The following is a 21,668-nucleotide window of genomic DNA, read 5'->3' as shown; positions in this document are numbered from 1 at the left end:
ACCTACACTTCAACCATGGTTGAAGCAACGCACATTGAAGTCCTCCAGCAGGACCTCAAAATCCTCAGCGACGAAAACCGCCTGAAGATCCTCCAGCACCTCCAAGAAGGAGGCACCTGCTGCGTGTGCCAGTTGCAAGCCCACCTCCACCTTCCGCTCAACCTCCTCTCCCACCACCTCAAAGTCCTCAAAGACGGCGGTTTCGTCACCAGCCAAAAAAGAGGCCGCTGGGTGGATTACACCCTGAACCCCGAACGCATCCAGCACACCACACACCTGCTGGCCACGCTGGGAGGAAACACACCGGGAGGTGCCCATGCAAAACACCAAAGCACGCAACACATCACATGACCCTTTCCCGTGGGCCCTCACCCTCACGGGCCTGACCGTGTGGACTTTGCTGTACCGCAGTCTGTTGCCGTTCTGGGATCAGGTGATTTACGGGGTGCTCCACCAGAGCGAAAACACCCCGCTGGGCCGTGGCGTGCACTTCTTCTTCTACGACACCAGCAAAATCCTCCTGCTGCTCACCGGCATGATTTTCACGGTCAGTGTGATCCGCTCCTTTTTCACCATCGAAAAGACCCGCTTGGTGCTGGGCGGAAAACGACAGGGCACCGGGAACCTGCTTGCCGCCCTGCTCGGGGTGCTCACCCCCTTCTGCTCTTGCAGCGCCGTCCCGGTGTTCATCGGTTTCGTCTCCAGCGGCATCCCGCTGGGGGTGACCCTCAGTTTCCTGATTGCCAGCCCGATGGTCAACGAGGTTGCTGTGGTGATGCTGTACGGCATGTTCGGAATGAACACCGCACTCCTTTACGTGCTGATGGGCCTCACCCTCGCCATGCTGGCCGGATGGGTGCTCGGCAAGATGAGATTGGAGAGGCACATTGAAGGTTTTGTGCTGCAAGCCCAACTGGGAAAGCTCCTCGAAGAGGAAAAACCCAGCTGGAAGGAACGGTACGAACTTGCCGCCAGTGAAACAGGCAGCATGGTCATAAAGATTTTGCCCTACTTGCTCATCGGCATTGGGCTGGGTGCCGCACTGCACGGCTGGGTGCCCGCAGATTTGATTGTTCGGTACGCAGGGAATGAATCCTTCTCAAGTGTTCTGATGGCCGTCCTGATCGGGGTTCCCCTGTACAGCAACGCCGCAGGCATCCTGCCGCTGATTGAAGTGCTGTACCACAAAGGCCTGCCGATGGGCACCCTGCTCAGCTTCATGATGGCGGTGGTCGCCCTGTCCCTTCCGGAACTGGTGCTGCTCAGGCGGGTCCTGAAACCCCCCTTGCTCTTTGCCTTCGTGCTGGTGGTCACTGGCGGCATCCTGATCACCGGCTTGATCTTCAACGCCCTGCTGTAAAAAGGAGAAAGACCATGAACATCTCTGTGCTTGGACCCGGCTGCAAGAACTGCCACACCCTGAAAGACCACACCCAAAAGGCCCTGCAGGCCCTGGGAAGAACCGAACAGGTGGAGTCGATCACCGATCCTGTGAAGATCGCCGGGCATGGGGTGATGCGCACCCCGGCGTTGATGGTGAATGGACAGGTGGTGTCCATGGGGCGGGTGCTGGCCCCGCAAAGCATCGTGGAGATTCTCAAGCAGCATGCCGATTGAGCACGCAGCAAGGCAGCAACCCGTCGTGGGATGCTGCTTCACTTCAGGGTTTCACTTCAGGGTCTTCATCGGTGAATTCAGGCTGATCCTCACCTCAATCCCTTTGGTGAGGGCGGCCAGCACGAACACCATTTGAATGGTCCCGAGCCGTCCGGTGAGGTGTTTGTCTTTGATGGTGATGATCAAAGCACCCCAGTGGGGGAGTGTAAATACGGGGTGCTGGCCTGTTTGTAAAACAAAAAATGGGAAAACATGCTACCATGAAATCGGAGAATGACGATATGACAAGCTGGGAACCCCTCACCGACCTGCTCAAAGCCCTGAACAGCGAAACCCGGCAAAGAATCCTGCTGGAACTGTTCCGGGATGGAAAAGAGCGCACGGTCAACCAGGTGGCCGAGGACATGAAGCTCGGCCAGAGCACCGCCAGCGAACACCTCAGCCAGATGAAACGGGCCGGGATCCTCACCTCCAGAAGGGTGGGCAAGGAAGTGTACTACCGTCCTGACCGGGAGAAGTTGCTCTGGCAGTTGCGGGGTCTGGTTCAACTGGTGGAGGAATGTTGTCCTCCCTTTTCTTGATTTTTTGCTTCCTCATATCGTAAAATCCCGAAATAACGAAAGGAATAACATGCTGGACACCCTGATCATTGGCGCAGGACAGGCCGGACTCGCCACGGCTTACCACCTCCAAAAAATGGGACTGGACTTTCTGTTGCTGGAAGCAGGAGAAAAACCCCAGGGCAGTTGGCCCACCTGCTACGAAAGCCTGAAGTTGTTCTCCCCAGCCGGGTTTTCTTCACTCCCAGGGTTCTCCTTTCCAGGAAACAAAAGGCGCCATCCCAGCCGAGATGAGGTGAGTCAGTACCTGCAGGACTACGCCCAGCACTTCCAGTTTCCCATCCAGACCTCCAGCACCGTGATCCGAATTGAGCCCCAAGCAAGCCATTTTCAGGTGGTCACCCACACCGGACAAACCCTGTCCTCTCGCACCGTGGTGGTGGCCAGTGGCCCCTTCAACCGGCCCCACCTGCCCCACCTGCCAGGACAGGAGCACTTCAAAGGCCACATCTTGCACAGCAGCCAGTACCAGAGCCCCCACCCCTTCAAAGGCAAACGGATGGTGGTGGTCGGCGCCGGGAACTCTGCCCTGCAAATCGCCCTGGAACTTTCCCACCAGGCCTCCGTCACCCTGGCCACCCGGGAAAAGGTGCGTTTTGCCCCGCAAAGGATCCTGGGGTTGGATTTTCACCATTTTCTGGCCCTGATGGACTCCATCCCCCTCGGGCACCTCCTGCCGCTCGGGAACAGCCGTCTGGTGTTGGACGGCGGGCAGCACCAGACGGCCCTGAAGTTTGGTCAAATCCGGCACCAAAAAATGTTCCAGCACTTCACCGAAGATGGGGTGTGCTGGGAGAACCGGGAAACCGAACAGGTGGACGGGGTCATTTTCGCCACCGGGTTCCGCCCGAACCTGCCGTTTCTGGAGGGCACACCTGCTCTGGATGCCCACGGTCAGCCCTTGCATCGCCACGGCATCAGCACCACCCTCCCGGGTCTTGCTTTCGTAGGCCTCCCCGGGCAGCGTTCCATGGCTTCCGCCACCCTCCGGGGGGTGGGCCGGGATGCACGGGTGGTCGTTCAGCACCTCAAATCCCACCTCCGGCACACACAGCCCCAGCCCCTTCCGTTATAGTGCCCCCATGACCGTTCCCCTTCCCACGCCAAAAGAAACCCAGGGGGAAACCCTGGAGCACATGGCGCAACTCTTCAAGGCCCTCTCGGACCCGATGCGCCTCAAAATCCTCCTGCACCTGCGCACCCTCACCGGTCAAGATCTGGTGTCCTGCTGCGCCCAGCCGGGGCAGGTGTGCGCCTGCGATCTGGAGGAGGTCACCGGGCTCACCCAGCCCACCGTCAGCCACCACATGAAAGTCCTCACCCAGGCCAAACTGGTGCGGGGTGAGAAAAAAGGCAAGTGGATGTATTACGCCATTGACCCCAGAGGGGCGGAGAGCATCCAGCTTTTCCTGCCCCACATCACCCTGACCTGACCCTGACCTGTTACCCTGCACTGTGGGAAATTGGACACCCAAAAAACAGCGGCCCAGAAAAGGACCGCTGTTTTTTATTGGAGGTCAGAACAGGCGGATCAGCAAGTACGCCAGAGCAGCAATCAAGCCCGAGACGGGCAGGGTGATCACCCAGGACAGGGCCATGTCGCGCACCACACCCCAGTTCACGGTGCGCACCCCTTTTTGCATTCCGGATCCCAGAATGGCTGAGGTGGCCACGTGGGTGGTGCTGACCGGCAGGCCGTACACGCTCGCGGCGTACACCAGACCCACCGTGGACAGGGAACTGGTCAGGCCACCAATGGGGCTGAGTTTGGTCACCTTGTGGGCCAGCAGGTGGGTGACGCTCAGGCCCTTGACGTAACTTCCCACGGCCATGGCCACGGTGATCAGCAAGAACAGGGCCAGCAGGTGTTTTTCCACATCGAAGTGCCCGGCTGTGAGCAGGAAGAAGGTGATGGCCACAATTTTGGGGGTGTCGTTCATGCTGCGCACAAAACAAATCCCTCCGGTGGTCAACCAGGTGGAGCCTTTGGCAAAGCGCTCGGGGACTTTCACGGCAGAGAGCAAAACCGTGAGCACCAGTCCGAAAGTCAATCCCAGCAGGGGGCCAAGCAGCAAAGGTGACACCACTTTCTTGGCCACCCCATCCCACAGGATGCCCTGGGTGCCAAAACCGATCATGCCGACGGCCACGATGGAGCCCACAATGGCGTGGGTGGTGCTGACCGGCAGGGAGAAACGGGTGGCGAACGCCACCCACAGGGATGCCGCGAGGGCAATCGCGAGGGTCATGCTGACCGTGACGGTGCTCTCTGGGGCCACCAGTCCCGAGGTAAAGACTTTCAGCACTTTGGAGGACAGGTAAATCGAGACCACACTGCCGGCGATGGTGGTCAGGGTGCCGTAGAGCAGGGCCCCGCGGTCACTGGTCAGTCCACCAGCAACGAGCGGAGCGATGCCCTTTGCCACGTCGTTCCCGCCGTTCTCGGCGGCCAACCAGGCCACCAGAATGAGTCCGAGCACGATGGCTGTGGGCATGGACAGCAGGCCGAAAATGCCTCCAATGAGCAGGGTGGACAGCACGGCGATGCCGAGGCCGGTGAGGGGGTGGGCGGTCCAACTGGATTTCTTGGGATCGTTCGGAACGGCTTGTGGGGTGTCCTGGGTGCGTTCGAGCATTTACTTTTCTCCTTGGATGACCTGTGCTGTGGTCAAACTTTGACGCTTGGTGGTGTTCTCCCAGGGGAACTCCGGGCGTCCGAAGTGGCCGTAGGCGGCGGTTTGGGCGTAAATGGGACGTTCAAGTTGCAATTCATGGATGATCTGGGCAGGGCGGGCATCGAAGTGCTGTTCCACCCAGTGGGCGAGGTCCAGATCGCTGACTGTTCCGGTGCCGTAAGAATCCACCCTGAGGGACACCGGACGGGCTTTGCCGATGGCATATGCAATTTCCACCAGAGCCTTGTCAGCAAGGCCCGCAGCCACGAGGTTCTTGGCGATGTAACGGGCGTAGTAAGCAGCGCTGCGGTCCACTTTGGTGGGGTCTTTGCCCGAGAAGGCACCCCCTCCGTGTGGGACAGCTCCGCCGTAGGTGTCCACGATGATCTTGCGTCCAGTGAGGCCCGCGTCGGCGTAAGGGCCACCCAGAATGAAACTGCCCGAGGGGTTGATGAAGTACTGGGTGTGCTGGGTGGAAAGGCCCTCTGGAATCACCGGGAGCACCACCTGCTCGATCACGTCCCGTTCGATCTGGCTTTGCAGAACTTCACTGGAGTGCTGGGTGGAGACCACCACGGTGTCCACCGCATGGGGCAGCAGGCGACCAGCGACCTCGTGGTACCGCAACGTCACCTGGGCTTTGCCGTCCGGTCTCAGGTAAGGCAGGGTGCGGTTTTTGCGGAGTTCTGCGAGTTTGCGGGTGATGCGGTGGGCAATGGCCAGAGGTGCAGGCATCAACTCTTCGGTTTCGTTGGTGGCGTAACCGAACATCAAACCCTGGTCTCCAGCTCCACGCTGGGAGAACACGCTGGTGTCCCCATTTCGGGCTTCCCAACTGCGGTTCACGCCAGAGGCAATCTCGGGGGATTGGCTGGACAGGAGGGAGGTCACCCCGACCTGCTCGGGATCCATGCCGAAACTGGCCTCGTCGTAACCGATGTCCCTGAGGGTGTCCCGGACCAGCCGTGCGGTGTCCACGTATCCCCGGGTGGTGACTTCACCGGCAATGGTGACGAGTCCCCGCCCGAGCAGGGTTTCTGCCGCCACCCTCGATTGGGGGTCTTGCATGATCAAGGCATCCAGGATGCTGTCGGAAATGCGGTCTGCGACTTTGTCGGGGTGGCCTTCGGTGACGGATTCAGAGGTGTACAGACGGAAGCGCTTCATTCAAACCTCCGTGACGATGCGGTGCACCGGGGTGGGGTAACCGGGACGGAAAGCTGCAAGGTCCCCCACTTCGGTGGTGGTCTGGCAGGTCTCATCGGCGTACTGGATGGAAATCTGGATCAGTCGCACCAGGTCATCCGGGCTGGCCTCGGCTCGGGCGTTGATCAAGGCACTCACCCCATCGCTGCTGCCGGTGTGCTGCACGTCATAGCGGTGGCTTCCGTGGGTGCTGACCAGGCTGGCTTTGGTGTGACCCAGCACGTCGCTGAGCTGGATTTTGATGTGCCCGACGATGGTGTTGTTGCGCTGGATGCCGTGCTTGAGGCACTCAAAGAAAGTCTCACTCCAGGTGTGGGGATGGAAGCCTCCCTCGGTGGGCTGGATCTGGGCAGTGATGTTCACCCAGCCCAGCAGGGCTTCGGCATCGGCGTAGGTGTCGTAATCCACATCCAGACTGTGCCCGGGCAGCAAGCTGGTGTTCAGGTCCGTCCACACCGAGAGCAACTCGGGCAGTCCCTTGCGGGTCACCGAAGAAAAAGCCAGCACCGTTGCCTGTGGGGCGAGGACCTGCACCTGGGCTTTGAGGTCTTCGATTTCAGCGTCGGTCAGCACATCCTGTTTGGAGATGGCCACCACCTGGGCTTCTTCGAGTTGCTTGGCAAACAGGTACTGCAGTTTGGTGCCAATGATTTTTTTCATGTCCTGGTAACGCTGGGCGTCCAGCAACACAGTGTACGGTGCGACTTCGAAACGGTCCTGGTGGAACTGTTGCAACGGGCGAATCACGGTGGCCATCAGGTCGGTGCAACTGCCCACCGCTTCGGCCAGAATCACCTCTGGTTGGTGTTCGGCCACCAGGGTTTCAATGGTCTGCATCAGGTCTTCAAACTTGCAGCAAAAGCACCCCCCGGTGACTTCACCGGCGGTGACGTTGCGGGTTTCGCTCAAAGCCCGGTCGACCAGACCGTCCCCCTGATCGTTGGCGATGTACACCGCCTTGATGCCCTGCTCCCGCAAAGCCTCGATGGTGGTGATGGCGGTGGTGGTCTTTCCGGCCCCCAGGAACCCACCCAGAGTGATCACTTTGATTTTGGACATGACAGGTCTCCTTCAACTTCAAAAAAGTCCGACAATCCCGTTGTGGAATTGTCGGCAAGCGTGAAATTCAGCGTTTCACAGCGGAAATCAGGTAGTAGCCGATGCCGTCTTCCAGGAACTGGTGGGATTCGGGTTTCTCCCGTTTGAAGTCCTCATACTCCTGACGGTAGGTTTCGTTCTCTTCACGCATTTGCTGGTAACGGTGGTTTTTGTCTTCGGTGAAGTTTTCAATCTTGAAATCCACAAACCCGAGGTTTTCCAGCGCCAGCATGTTTTCACTCATGGGGACGCTGCCTGCACGGCAACCGCTCACCAGGGTCAGGTCGTTTTTGATGACGTCAGGGACGGGACGGTATGCCACGAAGTCGGTGTACACGAACACCCCTCCCACAGCCAGCACCCGGTACACTTCCGAGAGGGCCTGCTGGCGGTCTGGCACCAGGTTGTAAACGCACTCCGAGTACACGAAGTCAAACTGGCCGTCCATGTAAGGGAGTTCTTGTGCATCGGCAGTGAAAAACCCCACTTTGCGGCGCAGCACATCACCGAGGCTGGCAGCACGCTCCTTGGCCCGTTTGATCATCTGGGTGCTGAAATCCACCCCAATGAACTGCAAGCCCCGGGTGTGCTCATCGACGAGTTCCAGCAGGGTGGTGCCCATCCCACAACCAATGTCGAGGATGCGGACTTTGCTGCTGGAGAGCACCATGTCTTTGATGCGCTGCGTGGGACCCGAGGGGGAGAACTTGTCGGTGCCCGCAAGGTAGTTGGGGTCCATTTCGGCAGCGGCAGCATCATAAAAGTCACGGATGGCCTGCATCTGGGGGCTGAGGGCTTCATTCTCTTCGGAGCAGCAAGGAACGGTGTTGGCAGCATTTGCAGTGGTCATGGGTGTTTCCTTTCGTTCAGGTCAGTTGGGGTGGTTTGACGGTGAGTTGGAGGTCCTGCAGGACCTGATGGGCGACGGTTAGGGCACTCTGGTCAGGTGTACCGTGGCAGATGAAGTACCCCAACCGGTCGTAATTGCTGGTGCTTTGCTTCACTGTGCGGCCCGGCAGGTGGGTGAGGTGCCAGCCGACCACCTGATCGGAGTGTTCCAGGGCTTCCGGTTGGTAATCGAACACGCCAGACGCTTCAGCCACCAGAAAACGGGCCATGGCTGAGGGGGCGCGGGGCAGATCCGGCAGGTGGTCCCTGAGGGTTCCCCCGAGGTGCAGGTGCAGGGAGAGCTGCACCAGGTGGGTGCCGGTGACATGATGGACCAGTTCGTGGATGTGGTCCCCGCCAACCCGGCTGTTCACTTCGATGATCCTCGGGCCTTGTGGGGTGAGTTTCACTTCGGTGTGGGTGACGGTGTCTTGAATGCCCAGAGCGTTCAGCACATCGACCACCAGTTGCCCGATGGCTTCTTGATCCTGTGGGTTCAGCGCAGCAGGCACCAGATGCCCGGCTTCGATGGCTCCCACGGTGTGCTTCTCGGTGATGGCAACGATGCGGGTCTCGCTCTGGTCACTGGCGGCTTCCACGCTGTACTCGGGGCCTTCCAGAAATTCTTCCAGCAGGATTTCACGGTCAAAGGGCTGGTTGACCCAGTTCTGCCCTTGCGAGCGGATCCGTGAGACGGCCTCCCACACCTCTTCCATGGTTTCGCATTTCTGCACCAGGTTGCTGCCTGCATCATTGGCGGGTTTCACGATGACAGGCAAGGTGAGGTTGGGCAGCACCTTGAGGGCCTCGGCAGGGGAGGTGACCACCCGGTATTCGATGGGACTCAGGTGGTGCTCCTGGAGCACTTTGCGGGTGAGCACTTTGCTGCCGGACTGCTCGGCGGCTTTGACGGACATGCCGTGCGAAATCCCGAGATGTTCGCGCATTTTGGCAGCAAGGGTCAGGCGGTACTGGTTGATGGTGAACACCGTTTTGATGTGGTGGCGTTCCCGCACCCGTTCCAGAGCCTGGAAGGCTTTTGGTTCATCGTTGAGGTCCACTTCGATGGGCCAGTCAACCAGCAGGGCGTCTTGCAGGGTGATGTGGGGGTTGAGCAGCACCACCGGCAGGTTGAAGGTGAGGATGGTTCTCAGGTCATCGGTGAGGTCACGGCGTCCCAGCACCACAATGGCGTCTGTTTTCATGGGTTTCACCTGCAGCAACTGGATTCGGCCACTTCGGTGACTTGCAGCTGGCCGTACTCTCCGAGCACCCGGCGGGTGTGCTGGGCCACCACCAGAGCGGTCACCTGTTCGATTTCAGCGGTGGTGATGCCTTCGTTTTTGGCCCTGAGCACCGCTTGACGCACCTCTTCCATGTTGTGGCTGGCGATGGCAAGGGTGAGTTGGATCAGGGCCTGTTCGCGGAGGGGAAGGGTGGTGGAGGTGAGGGCTTCGTTGATGAAATGCTGGTACTGGTTCTGGGTGGTTTCGGGCATTTTCAGCATGTTTTTTTCTCCGTCAGCTCAGCACTTCAATCAGCACTTGAGGCAGCAGCGCTTGAAGACCCCATCTTCGAGGGGGGTGAGGCTGGCCTGGTACAGTTCATCCACCCAGGGATCCTGGTGCTTCCAGGTGTAGTGGAATTCGTGCTCTTCGAGTTGCATCTGCTGGACTTCTCTGGTTTGCAGCAGGGGGCTGCCTTTGTAGATTGACAGGCGGGTTTCAAACTGGATCGGGTCAACAATGTCTTCCAGACCCACTTTTTTGATCCATTCGTGAAACAGAGACAGGTCGGAAACGTCAATCCATGGGTTGTACATGATGAACGTCGGGTTGAGTTTGATGCCACTCTTTTGCATCACCCTCAGGGCCTGTTCGGTTTGCTCCATGGTGATTTCTTTGTTGAAGATGCGCAGGATGTCTTCTTTGGGAAATTCCAGAGCGGAGGTGATGATCCTGACCCCGAGTGTTTCGAGCTCTGGGATGAGGTGCTCGTTCTCGAGGATGTGGTCCACCCGGGTGGTGATGTCGTAGGTGAGACTGGGGAAGCGGCTGTGCAGTTCGCGCAGGATCTGGATGCCGTGGTGTTTGGCGTTGAACCAGTCGGCATCAATGAAGGTCAGGTGGGTCATGCCCATCTTCATCAGGTTCTGCACGTCCTCCACCACCACTTCGAGGGGAATCAGGCCGACTTTGCCGTCATAGGCGGCGTACACCGAGCAGTACATGCACTTGTGGTGGCATCCCCGGGCCATTTCGGTGCTGCCCACCACCTGTTCGGCTCCAAGCAGTTTGTTGATTTGCAGGTTCGGGTATTTTTTCAGGTCGGGCAGCACAGTGCGGTCCGGGACTTTGAAGTGCTTGCGGTTGATGACCGGGCTGACTGTACCTTGCAGGGTGAGGGTGTTTTCGTTGGCCAGTCCGGGAATGACGGGGTGCTGGGTTTTGCCGCTGAGCTGTTCGATCAGTTGCAGCAGGGGTTCTTCCCAGTCGCCACTGATGGCGGAGTCACCGTATGGCCCAACCAGTCGGCTCTGGTGGATGGTGGCGTGTTGCCCGATGAAGGTGATGTGGGCGTCTTTGTTGAGTTCCCTGACCCGCCGGGCAACTTCAATGCCGGGGTGCACGGCGTCGAAGAGGGGCAGGGAGATCACCACCAGCTCGGGGGTCCTCAGTTTGTCTTCGTTGACCCCTTCGACATAGGTGTCGAGGATGGTGACGGGGTATCCGGCGTCTTTGATGGTGCGGGCTGCGGATGCCAGTGTGATGGGTTGGTATCCGCCTTCGTAGACGGACACGAGGAGTGTGTTCAGCATTGTGGTCTCCTGGGGTGCAGTGGGATGCGAATACCGTGAAGTTTTATACAGGGAATTTACATAGACATACTTCAATGCGTCCATAGACTTGTCTAGATCCAGTCTAAATTTCGTTACATTCGAATTGTGGTCCAGGGCAAGTTTCGTCCCACATGGCAAAGATCGTTTATAAGGGAAAACCCCTATTTGACATGGATTCAGCAATCCAGATGATGGGAAGCAAGACCCTGATGCTGCCGTGTCAAGATGGCAGAGATGTAAAGAAAGCAAGGGTTTTCCCTTGGTCAAAACAAGGGATTCAATGTATACAAATTTCGTTTCGCGAATAAAAATACAGACCAATGCATTTGTTCCCGGAGGAACCATGACCACAGCCACCCACACACACCACCAACCCTTCCTCGAGCAATACCACAGCCACCCCAGGGAATACCTGCAGAACATTCAAAATGTGCTCGAACAACACCTCAAAGACGGCACCCTCCACACCAAAGAACGCCTGATCGTCACACCCCCGGTGCTCACCTCCATGCAACACCAGGAACTCAGGCACATCCACCAGACCCTCAACACCCTGCTGTTCTCCCTCCAGGACCGCCTCTTCGGAGGCAGCCACCAGAAACTTGCCCGGTACGCTGGATTCAGCGAACAAATCACCGAACTCTTTCTCGACCCACACAACGCCCAGCACAACCGCACCTTCCTGCGCGGTGACCTCTACCACACCGAGGACGGCTGGAAACTCACCGAACTCAACGTCGGAAGCGCCATTGGCGGACACCACATCGACCACATCTTTCGCTCCCTCGACCAGACCCCGGCATTCCAGAGCCTCAAAGCCCACCAGCAGCGGTACGAATCCGCATGGCTGTGGGCCGAGATGGTGAAGGGATTCTTGCAAGACCACCACAAACCCCAGGGGCAAACCGCCATTTTTGACACCCAGGACAGCGTGGACAAATACCTCCACATGTACAGCCCGCATGCCCACGACCTCACCGAAAAACATGGCATTCCCGCTCAGGTGTGTGCTCCCAGAGACCTCACCTTGCAAGAAGATGGACTGTACGCCGGAAGCACCAGACTGGATTTCATCTACCGGTTTTTCAACCTGCTGGACATCCTGCACAGCCCCAGAGACGTCAAGCTGGTCATCGAAGCCTGGCAAAAAGGCCTGATTCAAATGCCGGTGGACTTCCGCACCCGCATGTACGGCTCCAAAGCCATGCTTGCCCTGATGAGCGACCCCAGAAACCACGGGCACTTCACCGATGAAGAAATCAAAGTGATCGAAAACCACCTGCCGTGGACCCGCATGCTCACCGAAGAGAACCTCCCCGAAGCCCAAAAACTGCAAGGCGAACTGGTGCTCAAACCCACCGATGGTCTTGGTGGACTCGGGGTGATCTTCGGACAGGACCTCACCCCACAAGCCTGGCAGCAAACGCTCATCGAACGCCTTAAATCCAGCGAGAGACACGTCCTGCAAAAACAAATCAAACCTTCACAAGGCCAGCTGGTCGCATGGTCCCCCCAAACCGGATTTCAGGAGGACAGCTTCAACCTGCTGTACGGGGCCTTCATGATGAACGGCACTTTCAGCGGTGCCTTCCTGCGGGCCAGCCCGGCCAGTGGCAGCAAAATCATCAACTACGCCAACGGCAGTTTCCTCAGCCCGGTGTACTTCGAAGGCCAACCCTGATGGGCTTCAGGGCTGTCTGGCAGCACCAACCCAGCCGCAATTACGTCAGTGGTCTGTTCCTCAGCAGCATCGGCGATGGGGTGCAATTCATCGCCAACAGCTGGCTGGCCCTGCAACTCACCGGGTCCGCTGCCGGAGTGGGATGGGTGTTGTTCTTCTCCAGCATCCCCACCGTGTTCCTCTCACCGTTCATGGGCGTGTACGTGGACCGGCTCAACCGCAAAAACATCGCCGTCACCATGGACATCGTGCGGGCCCTGATCATCCTGATGGTGCCGGTGCTGTACTGGACCCACGGTCTGCAACCCTGGCACATCTACTTGATGTCGTTCATGGTGGCCTTCTGCGACAAGGTCTTTCAGCCCGCCACCCGCGCCATGGTGCGCGACGTGATCCCCAAAGAGCAACTCCTGCACACCAACTCCGCTGCATCCATCGCCGGGCAACTCGGCACTGGGCTGGGGGCCACCGTCTCCGGCCTGCTGATTGCAGCAGTGTCTGCACCTGCTGCCATGGTGCTCAACAGCGTCAGTTTCCTGCTTTCTGCAGTGTTCCTCGCGCAACTCCAGTACCACCGCAGTCAGGCGCCGGTGCTGGCCAAAGCCACCTTCAAAAAAGACCTGCTGGACGGCTTCTCATACATCCAAAACCACAAAAACATCATCACCGTTTACATCATCAATGCCTTTCTGGTGATGAGCCTCTACACCGTCAACGTGCTGCTGGTGCCCTTCACACGCCACCAACTCCACCTTGGACCCGAGGCCGCCGGGTACATTGACGCCACTTTCGCCCTCGGGGCGGTGCTCGGCGGGGTGTTCATCCCCAAAATGGTCCAGCAGAAAGGCCGCGGAATGGTGATGAGCGCCGGACTGATCACCATGGCCTTCAGCCTGCTGCTGTTCTCACAGGCGGGCACCCTGTGGATGGCCATGGTCGGGTATTTTTTCATTGGGCTGTCTTTCTCGGTGTACTCCCTGTTTGTCACCGTGGCACAAGAGCAGGTGCTGCCCGAGTTTCAGGGCCGGGTGCATGCCACCTTCAACACCATGTTCGGCCTGCTATCGCTGGTGATTTACCTCGGGATGGGTCACCTCAGCGACGTGCTCTCCGAGAGGTACCTGTTTGTGTTCCTCGGGGTGCTGGTCGGCGTGGCCAGTGTGTGGTCCAGGGTGACCCTGGTGCGCAAAATGCGACTTGAAACAGTTTGACCACACAAACCCCCCGATGTTTCATCGGGGGGTTTGTGTTTCTCTGGAATGTTCTGGAATGTTTCAGTCACCAGCGGCCAGAGCGGCCGGTTGGTTTTTGCTTTTCTGTGCCCACCACACGGTCAGGCAGGCCAGCAGGGACAGTCCTGCCATCAACCAGAGCACCGGGGTGTAGCCGTGCCACACCGAGTAGAGCACCCCGATGAACACCGGGAACAGGGCTTTGGGCCACGATGACATCGCCACCATGGTGCCGTTGATCACCCCGTAGGATTTGCTGTCAAACAGTTCTGCAATCACGCTGGCCCGGGCAAGGGTGGCTGCCCCGTTGCTCATGCCCAGCAGCACCACAAACGTCCACAAGCCCACAAGGCCGGGAACGTTCAGCAGCACCAGCAGGGCGAGACCTTGCAAGAAGATGGTGACGATGGTGAGGGTCAGGGTGGGCATTTTGTTGCTGAGGGGAGCAAAAATGGCCCGTCCGGGAAGCGCCATCAAACCCAGACCACCTGCTGCTGCAGCCACCATTCCGCTGGAAAATCCGCGTTCGGTCAGCAGCGGCACCATGTGCGCCCCGAGGGCCACCACGTTGCAGGCCAGCAGGGTGAAGCCCACCGTGAGCCACCAGAACACCGGGCTTTTCAGGGCGGTTTTTCCGTTCAGGGTGGGGGTAGCCTGGGTGGATGTGGAAGACTCCTCGGGAAGGCCATCGACGGTGAGACCGAGGTCCTCTGGCCTGCGGCGCACCACCAGGAAGTGAGGAAGGATGGTGCCCAGACCCAACACCACCCCGAGCACCTGCAGGGCTTCACGCCAGCCGAGGGTGTCGCGCAACCAGGTGGCTGTGGGGATGAAGACGGTGCTGGCCAGTCCGGCAATCAGGGTGATGGTGAGGAAGGCTTTGGAGCGGTTTTTCTTGAACCATTGGGACACCACCGTGAAAGTCACTTCATAGAGCACGGCTCCCCATGCGAGGCCCATCAGGGCCCACAGGAGGTAATACAGGTACAGGTTGTGCACGTTTGCCCACAAGAACATCAAGAGGGTCCCGAAGATGCTTCCAGCGGTCATCAAGAGCCGTGCTCCGTGGCGGTCCACCCACTTGCCGAGCAGCGGGGCAATCATGCCGGAAACGAGCAGGGCGATGGATGCCCCCAGGCTGGTCTGGGCGCGGCTCCAGCCGAGTTCGTGCTCCATGGGTTCCACGAACACGCTGAAGGTGTAATAGAGGATGCCGTAGGAGAGGATGTTGGTGATGGCCAGGGTGTAAACGATGCGCCAGCCGTAAAAGTTTTTCATGGGTCACTCCGCATGGCAGGGTTTGAGGTGCTGGAGGAGGTGGATGGCAGACTCCAGGACGTGGGTGTTGACGGTGTAGTACATCCAGCGGCCCTGTTTCTGGCTGCACACCAGTCCGGCCTGGGTGAGGACTTTCATGTGGTGGCTGACGGTGGGCTGGGTGAGTCCGGTGTAGCCTTCGAGGTCGCAGGCGCAAATCTCTGGGCCACAGCAGTTGTCTTTCGGTGGATGGGCAATGAACCCCAAAATTTTGAGGCGCATGGGGTCTGCGAGGGCTTTCAAGATGCCCACAGTCCCGTCGGTGTGAAGCAGGTCAGGAGGAGCGGATTCCAGAGGGATGGGGGTGGCCATGGTAGGAGTATATTTTCTCAGATCGATCAAGTTCAATGCGTTATTCCCCTAGTGCAGTTTCACCAATGATGTTGGTGGATCTTCTCTGGAAGAGGACCACAATCACACCCTCCCATGTGACCCCACACCAGATGGGTTTGGTGTGGGTGTCCCATTGTGGGTTTTTCGGGGCATCCACATGCCTTGGGCGACATGCATCTCTGTGCCGAGTATACATTGACATTTGTCTATGTGTTGTGTACAGTGAACCCATGAGCCCGACTGTGCCCCTTGTGCAACTCGACACCACCTTTGATGCTGCTGAACTGGAAAAAGAACAGCTGGAGCAGGTGGCCTGGGTGTTCAAGGCCCTGTCGGACCCCATGCGTCTGAAGATCCTGCTTTTCTTGCACCGCCCCGGCGATCAATGCTGTGGTCCGGAAACCTGTGCTTGCGACCTGGAAGAGGTCACCGGACTCACCCAGCCCACCGTCAGCCACCACATGAAGTGCCTGATCTCCGCAGGACTGGTCTCTGGGGACAAGCGGGGCAAGTGGATGTACTACCGGATCAACCCTTCAGGAGTGCAGTTTGTTCAGCGGTTTTTGCCCCGTGTGGGTGGTTGAACACCCCTCTTTTTTTGCTCAGATACATTGATATGAATCAATGTATCAGTCAGGAGTTCCCATGATCCAGATTCAAGAACACCTCACCACCAGCCGTTTCCTCAAAGTCCTCGAAGAGAAGAAAGACCTGCCATTGGTTTTTCACCTTGGCAACGGCAAAATCGTTCCGGTGGGCTACCACGTCACCGAAATCAAAGCCGTGACGTTCGAAACGGTGGACTGCGGAGGCCAGACCAACACCTGGAAAGACACCATCGTGCAGCTCTGGAGACCCGAGACCGAAAAAGACGACCAGCACATGACTGCAGGCAAATTCCTGAAAATTTACGGACAGGTGGCCTCCCGGGTCAACATCTCTGGAGATGCCGAAATCAAATTCGAATACGGCGATGACGGCCAGCCCGCGGTGCATTTTGAAGTTGCTGACCTTCGCTTGTCAGACGGACAACTGCAAGTCCACTTGGACTGGGTGGGTGTGCGGTGCAAAGCTGCAGATCGGGCCCGTGAAGCGGCCTTGCTCAGCAACACCCCCACCAACGCCTGCTGCGGTCCCACCAGCACCACCGGAACAGGTGGATGCGGCTGCTGAACGAACCTCCAGAGCCACAAGGCCACCCCACGGGGTGGCCTTCTCACCTTCTCACAGGGCAGGGTTCACTGGAAATCGTGGGTGTCAAGAAAACGGGTGAACAGTTCCAGCTTGGAGGGTTGCCCGTTTGGCCTTCGGAAACCCACCCGGGTGCCTGTGTGCCACGGGATGGTGGTTTTGGGATCGGTGCAACCACTCACCATGCTGTTCGAAGTGCCCCTCAGGTCGAATTGCAGCACGAACACCAACCCCTCTTTCACCGCGTCCATGCCCCCTGCGTTCCTCAAGCTTTTCCAGAGGGGTCCATCCTCACCCGGAGTTCCCGAATCAATCCGCCCAACTGAAAACTTCTGTGGTCCACCCTCGCCTGCACCACCTGAATCCCGGCTTGTTCCAGCTTCAACACCCGCAAAGAGGGGCTTTCTGTCACCGACAGCAACACCACCGCCAGTTGGCATTTGTGAAAAAACACATCCACCCTCACCCCATTCACCTCAAAGGATGCCTCGGGCTTGTGGTCCTGAAAAGCCGCCATCAACACCTCCACCACCTGCTTTTCTGCAGGCAAGTGCATCCGCTGGGGCTGCCCATGCCCACTCATCTCGCCCACCTGTTGCAGCAAAATCGGCAGGTCCTGCAAATGCACGGCTGGCACCCTGCGTCCCTTGCGTCCATCGGACATGTTGAACTGTTTGTGGATGTGAGGAACCCCTTCTGTCCCATACCGGGCAAGGAGTTGCTTCCAGAGTTGCCCCGGTCTGGAGAATCCCATGCTGGCCAGCACCTGATGGACGGACAGGTGGTTATCCCGATCAGGCATGGGAGGCATGGGGTCAGTGTAACCCCGGAGGTCATGAAGAACGGTAAGACCGGGTGCACAAGTCCTGCAAATGCAGGGTTCACTGCACATTCCTTGCGTGACAGGCCTGTTCGGTCCATCTTCTGAGCCGTCCCATCAAGAGGGTTCTGAAGGTGATGCGTTCTTGATGCAGCAGTTTCCCGAGGTGCTGTTCAAGTTGGGCTTCCAGTTGATCCATGCGGGGTTGCTGATCGAGGTACAGGGTGAGTTGCAGGTGCTCTGCACGTTCAGGCCAGTGTTCCTCTGGCAAGGTCGGCTGAATCTGGAAGTGCTCGGCTTGCTGTTCCAGCACCTGTAGCCTTGCAGGATCCATGCTGCGCCCCCGACCCATCAGCGGGCCTCGGGAGATGGGGCTGCAGAAGCAGGATGCCCTCGGGCCATCCACTGCTGGTGCTCAAATTGCAGCTCCAGCAGAAGTTTCATGCTGATTCCCCAGCAGTTCTGGAGTTTCAGGGCCATCTCTGCCCTCAGGGGGGTGGTGTCGTTCAGGATCTGCCGGAGCACTTCCTCGGGGCAATCCAGTTTCTGGCTGAGCCCTTCAGGGGTTTCTGCTCGGGTGTGCAGCTCAAAAGTCAAATGCTGACCGATCGACACGGGGGTGCCGTGCCTGTGGGCATCCGGGTTTTGCATGTTTGTGGGTCCTTCCTGTCACGCGGGCTGCGGGGTGTCCCGGTGACCGGTTGGCCAGAGGGATGGAAGCATGCCTTAAGGGTGAAGGAAACGTGCCAATGATTCGTTCAATTGGGAGGTAAGACACCTGCAAACATTTTACACTCTGGTTGTGATGGGACGGTGGCAATCATGAAGCTGCACGGCGGGCTGAGGTGCAAGGAACCAGAACAGCATGACGCGGGAAGAACATGCAATCGATCTGCGGGCAGCAGGGGTTCACCCTCTCCCTTGTTGATGTTCGCCAAAAGCACTGCAGGTGCTTTTGGCTGAGCAACGCGAATGGAACGGTCAGGACACCCAGACCACCTACAGTTCTTTGTGGGTAGATCAATAGAGGGAATCACCTCAAAAAGGGTTCCAAGGACTTGACGGTTCATCTTGTGGCCTTGAAGACCCGCGACTTCAGTCGTGGGAGGAAAAGACCGCGCCCCATAGGGGCGGTTGAAGCGGAAGCTCTTGTTGTTTTTCATTCATATATGAAGTTGACCATCAGCGCCATGCAGGCAAGTACCCGAGTCGGCCCAGCAGCACGTTGTCAAGGGCCGAGAGGCGTTTCACCAGATTGAACTGCTGAAACACCATCCCAATGCTGCGCCGGGTGAGGAGCACCTCTTTTCTGGTGGCCTGCCTGAGGTTCACATGGCCCACCTGCGACCGAACGTGGGTTCAATCAGGCCGTTGATCATGCGAAGCAGGGTGCTTTTTGCGGCCCAATGGGACCCATGAACACCGTGAAGTCTCTGGCTTGCACTTCAAAATTCACCTGACTGAGGGCGCGGGTTCCGCTTTTAAAAGTGTGGCTGACCTGCTCAAATCGAATCATGCCTTCCTCCAGCAAAGCAGGGTCAGGGTGCAGTGCATGCACCTCTGGACAGGGATTTCCCTGATTGCTTTTGAGGAGAGGTTAAGGGGAGTGTCAGTTGAGGGTCAGGTTATGCGTATAACCATTCTGGAGTCACACCACTGATTTCATGGAGGCCCACAAGGAAAACAGAATTTTTGCAACGGTCTGAGATGGCATTCGACAGCACGCCGTTCAAAGTCATAAAATTACAGCAAACCAACTGTTCTTGGAGATTCTTGCTTGCCGATCTCTACAGAATGTGTTGAAACCTTGCTTCAATGTCTTGGTCTTTCATTCGCCTTACTCCAACGGAAGTCACTTTGACCGACTTCTACTCAGCGCCCGACAAGTTTGGAGAACAAAAGCTGAAGGCCTTCCGATAAAGCCCGCAATGGTGTTCTGAAGCACTCCAGCAGCAGAGAAATCTCCACCCGAAAGACACTCCGAGCCAACCGACCATGTTTCTTTTTGGAAATCAGACCCCTTTCTCAAGAAAATCCTATTTTGCCTTGGTTTTCATGGTGGATAATGATTTGCTGTTCCTTCGGGGTCTAAAAGGGAGTCTTGATGGCATTTAGTGATATGTACGAGTTGCTTTTTAGCAAGAAGTTTGCCCACTTGTTGCTGCATAAAGAATTCGGTATGGGGGAAGTGTTCGAAATACCTTATTATCCTTATGGGTCCGTCCCTGGGATGATTCCTCTGATGTCGTGGATGGGCATAGGTCCTGTGTACTATGCCTTGTGGATTCCATGGTATTCAGACAGAACCCCCTACTTTGTGGTGTCTCATTTATGTGAATCTTATAAAGTTAAAAGGATTGCAAATACAGAAGAGGAATTTATCAAATATTTATTATTTGAAATGCTGGATCTAGGGATAAATTTTGATATTTTAGAAAATCTTGCTAATAACTTTGGTATTTTTAATATTAAAGATCTTATCTCTTATTATTCGAAATATGGTCATCCCAATGAGGTTAAAGGGCCAAATTTTGAAAACACCAAAGAGATTCTGCTGGGCTCGAATAAAAATAGCGATCTACATGATCTTGCTGGATTAGAGGTCGAGGAAAATAAAATTGAGCAACTTTTTAATTTAAATAAACCAGCTTGGCTGACAAATGAAAACAAATTAGAGTTATATAATCATTACATTAAGCAAGGAAATATAAAGTATGCATGGTTGACTCTGAACTCCGAAGGGTGGTTGTTTTCTGATGCAAGAATTGCTGTTGCTCAGATGCTAAATATTATACAAGATGATGTTTTTAATCTTCAGCTGTCGAGTTGGCTAGAAGACAATAAGGAAATGATTGGTGGTTACTGATTTATATTATTTATTGATTGTGTAATTAAATATAGATATTTGCGTTGAGTGGCTGTTGGCAAATTAAGCAAGACAAGTGTGGTTTATGATTTTAGATTTACAAATTCAGTAATACACAATCTCTCGCGTGGTCTTTGTTCCCAAATTGGATGATCTGACAATCCAGTTGCCCTTGAGGTCCAATTGGTAATTATATTTTATTTTTGCTCCTTGATTTGTTATGATTTCAAACGTAAAGCCATCTTTATAAGTGGTTTTCACCAAATAATTTGGAGAGAACATTTTAAACTGGGCTTGGATTAATTCATCGTTCTTGTACTCGAATTCTGTAATCGAAGAAATGGTGTTTCGTCCGTTTGAGACCTCATAAGTGACGTATTCCTTGAGTTTTCCATAATCATTGTATTTCATTTCTCCAATACTGATGAGGTTCGTTTTTTGATCATGTTTCTCTGTGCGGACCAGATTCATTTTTTCAAATTTTTCAATCAGAATGTAGTTCTGACCATCTTCTCGAATCGGTCTTTCAAAAATCAAGAAATCAGTACCCTGTTGTTTTAATTTGCGTTCTTCAAGGCTTCGAAGATCAATGCCGTACTGGTTGAATTTGATGAGTTGACAAGATTTTCCCTTGCACTCACGAATGCTTTTGACTTTGCCTTTCAGCTCAAATCCAGACCAACTGCTTGCACCCAAATTTTCGTGATTTTTTGGAGCGGATTGAGAGAATGCATTTCCCATCACCAGCAAAACCATACAGATGAGACTTTTCATGTGTCCCATTGTAATGGATGGCCTGTGCTTCCATTGCACCCCTCGAGTGAACAGCAGACTTCCCCTCCATCACCTGATCCAGCATGCTGATCAACCGATGTCGCGGACAATCAGTTCCCTGGTGAACTCCACCACCCGTCCCGGACCCTGAAACCCAGAGAGCCTTTCCAGCAGCATGCCCATGATCGCCTCAATGCTGTCTCCTCGTGCACGCTGGATGGATGTCAGGCGGGGCCGGACCAGTTTACACTCTGGGATGTCATCAAAACCCACCAGAGCAAGGTCCTCTGGTACCCGGAATCCCGCGTCCTGCAAATTGGAGGTGTTTCATCGGCGGGTTTCACAGCTTACACAGTGTACGGCAAGTCTGCCTGTAGGGTTGCCACACGCCCACTTGCCCGCAAATCCAATGGAAACCAAACCCAGAGCAGCAGGCCGATCTGCTGGCCCATACACCCCTTTCAACAGGTCATTCAGACTCGGGGCGGGCTCTGGAAACACAGGCCATCCC

29 protein-coding genes are annotated in these 21,668 nt (G+C 56.4%); 11 read left to right on the top strand and 18 right to left on the bottom strand.

The features are described 5' to 3' along the window. Positions 1-15 precede the first annotated feature (15 nt). Genes Q371_RS14530 through Q371_RS14520 form a run of 3 tightly spaced genes read left to right on the top strand, consistent with a single transcriptional unit; the run spans position 16 to position 1,617 of the window. Positions 16-351 (top strand): ArsR/SmtB family transcription factor, encoded by a 336-nt coding sequence (locus Q371_RS14530; protein WP_084571443.1) that lies wholly within the window; start codon positions 16-18, stop codon positions 349-351. Next, the gene (locus Q371_RS14525; RefSeq protein ID WP_034341747.1) at positions 317-1,360 is read left to right on the top strand and encodes a permease; all 1,044 of its coding nucleotides are present in this window, start codon (positions 317-319) and stop codon (positions 1,358-1,360) included. Before Q371_RS14530 ends, Q371_RS14525 begins: the two co-directional genes overlap by 35 nt. A 14-nt stretch (positions 1,361-1,374) precedes the next feature. Beyond that, the gene (locus Q371_RS14520; RefSeq protein ID WP_034341746.1) at positions 1,375-1,617 is read left to right on the top strand and encodes a thioredoxin family protein; all 243 of its coding nucleotides are present in this window, start codon (positions 1,375-1,377) and stop codon (positions 1,615-1,617) included. 51 nt (positions 1,618-1,668) lie between these two features. On the opposite strand, the gene Q371_RS28085 is transcribed toward Q371_RS14520, so the two are convergent. Further along, on the bottom strand, positions 1,669-1,803 hold the full coding sequence (locus tag Q371_RS28085) for a hypothetical protein (RefSeq protein WP_281174316.1): 135 nt from the start codon (positions 1,801-1,803) through the stop codon (positions 1,669-1,671). A 95-nt stretch (positions 1,804-1,898) separates the two neighbouring features. On the opposite strand from Q371_RS28085, the gene Q371_RS14515 reads away from it, so the two are divergent. The 3 genes from Q371_RS14515 to Q371_RS14505 are packed head-to-tail and all read left to right on the top strand — an operon-like array spanning position 1,899 to position 3,670. Beyond that, positions 1,899-2,198 (top strand): ArsR/SmtB family transcription factor, encoded by a 300-nt coding sequence (locus Q371_RS14515; protein WP_034341745.1) that lies wholly within the window; start codon positions 1,899-1,901, stop codon positions 2,196-2,198. A gap of 49 nt (positions 2,199-2,247) precedes the next feature. Beyond that, positions 2,248-3,312 carry a flavin-containing monooxygenase gene (locus tag Q371_RS14510; RefSeq protein ID WP_034341744.1) on the top strand — a complete coding sequence of 355 codons (1,065 nt, stop codon included), beginning with the start codon at positions 2,248-2,250 and terminating at the stop codon, positions 3,310-3,312. A gap of 7 nt (positions 3,313-3,319) precedes the next feature. After that, a complete protein-coding gene (locus tag Q371_RS14505; protein ID WP_034341743.1) occupies positions 3,320-3,670 on the top strand; it encodes an ArsR/SmtB family transcription factor in 351 nt (116 codons plus the stop codon). Positions 3,671-3,754: 84 nt separating this feature from the next. On the opposite strand, the gene Q371_RS14500 is transcribed toward Q371_RS14505, so the two are convergent. From Q371_RS14500 to arsL, 7 genes are all read right to left on the bottom strand, one after another. Then, positions 3,755-4,873, bottom strand: a complete 1,119-nt coding sequence (locus tag Q371_RS14500; RefSeq protein ID WP_051964463.1) for an inorganic phosphate transporter — start codon at positions 4,871-4,873, stop codon at positions 3,755-3,757. Continuing rightward, complete coding sequence (gene metK / locus Q371_RS14495) at positions 4,874-6,079, bottom strand: methionine adenosyltransferase (protein ID WP_034341742.1); 1,206 nt, start codon at positions 6,077-6,079, stop codon at positions 4,874-4,876. After that, complete coding sequence (locus Q371_RS14490) at positions 6,080-7,177, bottom strand: GTP-binding protein (RefSeq protein ID WP_051964455.1); 1,098 nt, start codon at positions 7,175-7,177, stop codon at positions 6,080-6,082. It lies immediately after the preceding gene. A 67-nt stretch (positions 7,178-7,244) separates the two neighbouring features. Further along, the gene (arsM, locus tag Q371_RS25815; RefSeq protein ID WP_051964452.1) at positions 7,245-8,066 is read right to left on the bottom strand and encodes a putative arsinothricin biosynthesis methyltransferase ArsM; all 822 of its coding nucleotides are present in this window, start codon (positions 8,064-8,066) and stop codon (positions 7,245-7,247) included. A 16-nt stretch (positions 8,067-8,082) separates the two neighbouring features. Next, the gene (locus Q371_RS14480; protein WP_034341741.1) at positions 8,083-9,309 is read right to left on the bottom strand and encodes an ATP-grasp domain-containing protein; all 1,227 of its coding nucleotides are present in this window, start codon (positions 9,307-9,309) and stop codon (positions 8,083-8,085) included. Between the two features lie 5 nt (positions 9,310-9,314). After that, positions 9,315-9,611 carry a carboxymuconolactone decarboxylase family protein gene (locus Q371_RS14475; RefSeq protein ID WP_034341740.1) on the bottom strand — a complete coding sequence of 99 codons (297 nt, stop codon included), beginning with the start codon at positions 9,609-9,611 and terminating at the stop codon, positions 9,315-9,317. Positions 9,612-9,641: 30 nt separating this feature from the next. Further along, on the bottom strand, positions 9,642-10,922 hold the full coding sequence (gene arsL / locus Q371_RS14470) for an arsinothricin biosynthesis radical SAM protein ArsL (RefSeq protein ID WP_034341739.1): 1,281 nt from the start codon (positions 10,920-10,922) through the stop codon (positions 9,642-9,644). A gap of 364 nt (positions 10,923-11,286) precedes the next feature. Between arsL and Q371_RS27575 the strand changes: the two genes are divergently transcribed. After that, complete coding sequence (locus Q371_RS27575; RefSeq protein WP_034341738.1) at positions 11,287-12,624, top strand: hypothetical protein; 1,338 nt, start codon at positions 11,287-11,289, stop codon at positions 12,622-12,624. Then, on the top strand, positions 12,624-13,835 hold the full coding sequence (locus Q371_RS14460; protein ID WP_034341737.1) for an MFS transporter: 1,212 nt from the start codon (positions 12,624-12,626) through the stop codon (positions 13,833-13,835). Before Q371_RS27575 ends, Q371_RS14460 begins: the two co-directional genes overlap by 1 nt. Positions 13,836-13,898: 63 nt before the next feature. Here the strand turns inward: Q371_RS14460 and Q371_RS14455 are convergent, their stop codons facing one another. Together Q371_RS14455 and Q371_RS14450 are read right to left on the bottom strand one after the other, a co-directional pair. Continuing rightward, positions 13,899-15,134 carry an MFS transporter gene (locus Q371_RS14455; protein WP_051964450.1) on the bottom strand — a complete coding sequence of 412 codons (1,236 nt, stop codon included), beginning with the start codon at positions 15,132-15,134 and terminating at the stop codon, positions 13,899-13,901. A gap of 3 nt (positions 15,135-15,137) precedes the next feature. After that, positions 15,138-15,485 carry an ArsR/SmtB family transcription factor gene (locus Q371_RS14450; RefSeq protein WP_084571441.1) on the bottom strand — a complete coding sequence of 116 codons (348 nt, stop codon included), beginning with the start codon at positions 15,483-15,485 and terminating at the stop codon, positions 15,138-15,140. A gap of 251 nt (positions 15,486-15,736) precedes the next feature. On the opposite strand from Q371_RS14450, the gene Q371_RS28080 reads away from it, so the two are divergent. Both Q371_RS28080 and Q371_RS14440 read left to right on the top strand, forming a co-directional pair. Then, complete coding sequence (locus Q371_RS28080) at positions 15,737-16,090, top strand: ArsR/SmtB family transcription factor (protein WP_051964448.1); 354 nt, start codon at positions 15,737-15,739, stop codon at positions 16,088-16,090. Between the two features lie 61 nt (positions 16,091-16,151). Beyond that, a complete protein-coding gene (locus Q371_RS14440) occupies positions 16,152-16,679 on the top strand; it encodes a DUF6428 family protein (RefSeq protein WP_051964441.1) in 528 nt (175 codons plus the stop codon). 65 nt (positions 16,680-16,744) lie between these two features. Here Q371_RS14440 and Q371_RS14435 read toward each other — a convergent pair whose 3' ends face one another. From Q371_RS14435 to Q371_RS25810, 6 genes are all read right to left on the bottom strand, one after another. After that, entirely contained in the window at positions 16,745-16,948 is a 204-nt protein-coding gene (locus Q371_RS14435) for a hypothetical protein (protein WP_034341736.1), read from the bottom strand. Between the two features lie 14 nt (positions 16,949-16,962). Further along, positions 16,963-17,508, bottom strand: coding sequence for a hypothetical protein (locus Q371_RS14430; RefSeq protein ID WP_034341735.1), 546 nt, complete (start codon positions 17,506-17,508; stop codon positions 16,963-16,965). Positions 17,509-17,578: 70 nt separating this feature from the next. Beyond that, entirely contained in the window at positions 17,579-17,851 is a 273-nt protein-coding gene (locus Q371_RS14425) for a hypothetical protein (protein WP_157442718.1), read from the bottom strand. Between the two features lie 17 nt (positions 17,852-17,868). Then, a complete protein-coding gene (locus Q371_RS14420; protein WP_034341733.1) occupies positions 17,869-18,168 on the bottom strand; it encodes a hypothetical protein in 300 nt (99 codons plus the stop codon). Between the two features lie 531 nt (positions 18,169-18,699). Next, positions 18,700-18,849, bottom strand: a complete 150-nt coding sequence (locus Q371_RS27065; RefSeq protein ID WP_157442717.1) for a hypothetical protein — start codon at positions 18,847-18,849, stop codon at positions 18,700-18,702. A 43-nt stretch (positions 18,850-18,892) separates the two neighbouring features. After that, positions 18,893-19,033 (bottom strand): hypothetical protein, encoded by a 141-nt coding sequence (locus Q371_RS25810; RefSeq protein ID WP_157442716.1) that lies wholly within the window; start codon positions 19,031-19,033, stop codon positions 18,893-18,895. Between the two features lie 588 nt (positions 19,034-19,621). Here Q371_RS25810 and Q371_RS14410 point away from each other — a divergent pair. Further along, complete coding sequence (locus Q371_RS14410) at positions 19,622-20,383, top strand: hypothetical protein (RefSeq protein WP_034341732.1); 762 nt, start codon at positions 19,622-19,624, stop codon at positions 20,381-20,383. A gap of 105 nt (positions 20,384-20,488) precedes the next feature. Here the strand turns inward: Q371_RS14410 and Q371_RS14405 are convergent, their stop codons facing one another. Both Q371_RS14405 and Q371_RS14400 read right to left on the bottom strand, forming a co-directional pair. Beyond that, on the bottom strand, positions 20,489-21,157 hold the full coding sequence (locus Q371_RS14405) for a hypothetical protein (protein ID WP_157442715.1): 669 nt from the start codon (positions 21,155-21,157) through the stop codon (positions 20,489-20,491). Positions 21,158-21,247: 90 nt separating this feature from the next. Continuing rightward, on the bottom strand, positions 21,248-21,472 hold the full coding sequence (locus Q371_RS14400; RefSeq protein WP_034341730.1) for a substrate-binding domain-containing protein: 225 nt from the start codon (positions 21,470-21,472) through the stop codon (positions 21,248-21,250). Positions 21,473-21,668: the final 196 nt, after the last annotated feature.

It is taken from the genome of Deinococcus misasensis DSM 22328 (assembly GCF_000745915.1).
Taxonomy (GTDB): Bacteria; Deinococcota; Deinococci; order Deinococcales; family Deinococcaceae; genus Deinococcus_C; species Deinococcus_C misasensis.
Note: the sequence above shows the minus strand (reverse complement) of the source record. Positions and strands in the feature narration are given on the sequence as shown.

Bases quoted from the DNA above. Each gene is read 5' to 3' on its own strand.
- Q371_RS14435 (WP_034341736.1), bottom strand. From the start codon at position 16,948: ATGGACGCGGTGAAAGAGGGGTTGGTGTTCGTGCTGCAATTCGACCTG.
- Q371_RS14500 (WP_051964463.1), bottom strand. From the start codon at position 4,873: ATGCTCGAACGCACCCAGGACACCCCACAAGCCGTTCCGAACGATCCC.
- Q371_RS14455 (WP_051964450.1), bottom strand. From the start codon at position 15,134: ATGAAAAACTTTTACGGCTGGCGCATCGTTTACACCCTGGCCATCACC.
- Q371_RS14530 (WP_084571443.1), top strand. From the start codon at position 16: ATGGTTGAAGCAACGCACATTGAAGTCCTCCAGCAGGACCTCAAAATC.
- Q371_RS27575 (WP_034341738.1), top strand. From the start codon at position 11,287: ATGACCACAGCCACCCACACACACCACCAACCCTTCCTCGAGCAATAC.
- Q371_RS14475 (WP_034341740.1), bottom strand. From the start codon at position 9,611: ATGCTGAAAATGCCCGAAACCACCCAGAACCAGTACCAGCATTTCATC.
- Q371_RS28080 (WP_051964448.1), top strand. From the start codon at position 15,737: ATGAGCCCGACTGTGCCCCTTGTGCAACTCGACACCACCTTTGATGCT.
- Q371_RS14440 (WP_051964441.1), top strand. From the start codon at position 16,152: ATGATCCAGATTCAAGAACACCTCACCACCAGCCGTTTCCTCAAAGTC.
- Q371_RS14420 (WP_034341733.1), bottom strand. From the start codon at position 18,168: ATGCAAAACCCGGATGCCCACAGGCACGGCACCCCCGTGTCGATCGGT.
- Q371_RS14525 (WP_034341747.1), top strand. From the start codon at position 317: ATGCAAAACACCAAAGCACGCAACACATCACATGACCCTTTCCCGTGG.
- Q371_RS14425 (WP_157442718.1), bottom strand. From the start codon at position 17,851: ATGGATCCTGCAAGGCTACAGGTGCTGGAACAGCAAGCCGAGCACTTC.
- Q371_RS14430 (WP_034341735.1), bottom strand. From the start codon at position 17,508: ATGCCTCCCATGCCTGATCGGGATAACCACCTGTCCGTCCATCAGGTG.
- metK (WP_034341742.1), bottom strand. From the start codon at position 6,079: ATGAAGCGCTTCCGTCTGTACACCTCTGAATCCGTCACCGAAGGCCAC.
- Q371_RS14510 (WP_034341744.1), top strand. From the start codon at position 2,248: ATGCTGGACACCCTGATCATTGGCGCAGGACAGGCCGGACTCGCCACG.
- Q371_RS14410 (WP_034341732.1), top strand. From the start codon at position 19,622: ATGGCATTTAGTGATATGTACGAGTTGCTTTTTAGCAAGAAGTTTGCC.
- arsM (WP_051964452.1), bottom strand. From the start codon at position 8,066: ATGACCACTGCAAATGCTGCCAACACCGTTCCTTGCTGCTCCGAAGAG.
- arsL (WP_034341739.1), bottom strand. From the start codon at position 10,922: ATGCTGAACACACTCCTCGTGTCCGTCTACGAAGGCGGATACCAACCC.
- Q371_RS25810 (WP_157442716.1), bottom strand. From the start codon at position 19,033: ATGATTCGATTTGAGCAGGTCAGCCACACTTTTAAAAGCGGAACCCGC.
- Q371_RS14480 (WP_034341741.1), bottom strand. From the start codon at position 9,309: ATGAAAACAGACGCCATTGTGGTGCTGGGACGCCGTGACCTCACCGAT.
- Q371_RS14515 (WP_034341745.1), top strand. From the start codon at position 1,899: ATGACAAGCTGGGAACCCCTCACCGACCTGCTCAAAGCCCTGAACAGC.
- Q371_RS14505 (WP_034341743.1), top strand. From the start codon at position 3,320: ATGACCGTTCCCCTTCCCACGCCAAAAGAAACCCAGGGGGAAACCCTG.
- Q371_RS14450 (WP_084571441.1), bottom strand. From the start codon at position 15,485: ATGGCCACCCCCATCCCTCTGGAATCCGCTCCTCCTGACCTGCTTCAC.
- Q371_RS14405 (WP_157442715.1), bottom strand. From the start codon at position 21,157: ATGAAAAGTCTCATCTGTATGGTTTTGCTGGTGATGGGAAATGCATTC.
- Q371_RS14490 (WP_051964455.1), bottom strand. From the start codon at position 7,177: ATGTCCAAAATCAAAGTGATCACTCTGGGTGGGTTCCTGGGGGCCGGA.
- Q371_RS14520 (WP_034341746.1), top strand. From the start codon at position 1,375: ATGAACATCTCTGTGCTTGGACCCGGCTGCAAGAACTGCCACACCCTG.
- Q371_RS14460 (WP_034341737.1), top strand. From the start codon at position 12,624: ATGGGCTTCAGGGCTGTCTGGCAGCACCAACCCAGCCGCAATTACGTC.